This window comes from Streptomyces sp. BE303 (assembly GCF_036290945.1).
Taxonomy (GTDB): Bacteria; Actinomycetota; Actinomycetes; order Streptomycetales; family Streptomycetaceae; genus Kitasatospora.
The window spans coordinates 1-207 of sequence record NZ_JAQYWZ010000013.1 but is presented as its reverse complement, the minus strand read 5'-3'; the positions used below and the strand labels follow the sequence as shown (position 1 = coordinate 207).

1 pseudogene is annotated in these 207 nt (G+C 73.4%); it reads right to left on the bottom strand.

The features are described 5' to 3' along the window. A pseudogene (locus PUR56_RS00040) lies at window positions 1–207 on the bottom strand (electron transfer flavoprotein subunit alpha/FixB family protein); the annotation flags it as partial.

Below are 207 nucleotides of genomic sequence, written 5' to 3'. Positions count from 1 at the left end.
GCGTCGGTGATGATGCCGGAGCCGAGGCGCAGGGCGACGCGGGCGGCGACCTCCTTGCCCTCGCCGGAGGAGGTGACCAGCACCGCGGCGGCCTCGCTCGCCTTCGCGATCTGGGTCAGCGCGTCCACCTTCGGGACGACCAGCTGGTCGGTGAACTCGGCGCCGTCGGCCACGTAGACCTTCGCCGCGCCGTACTCGGCCGCCTTC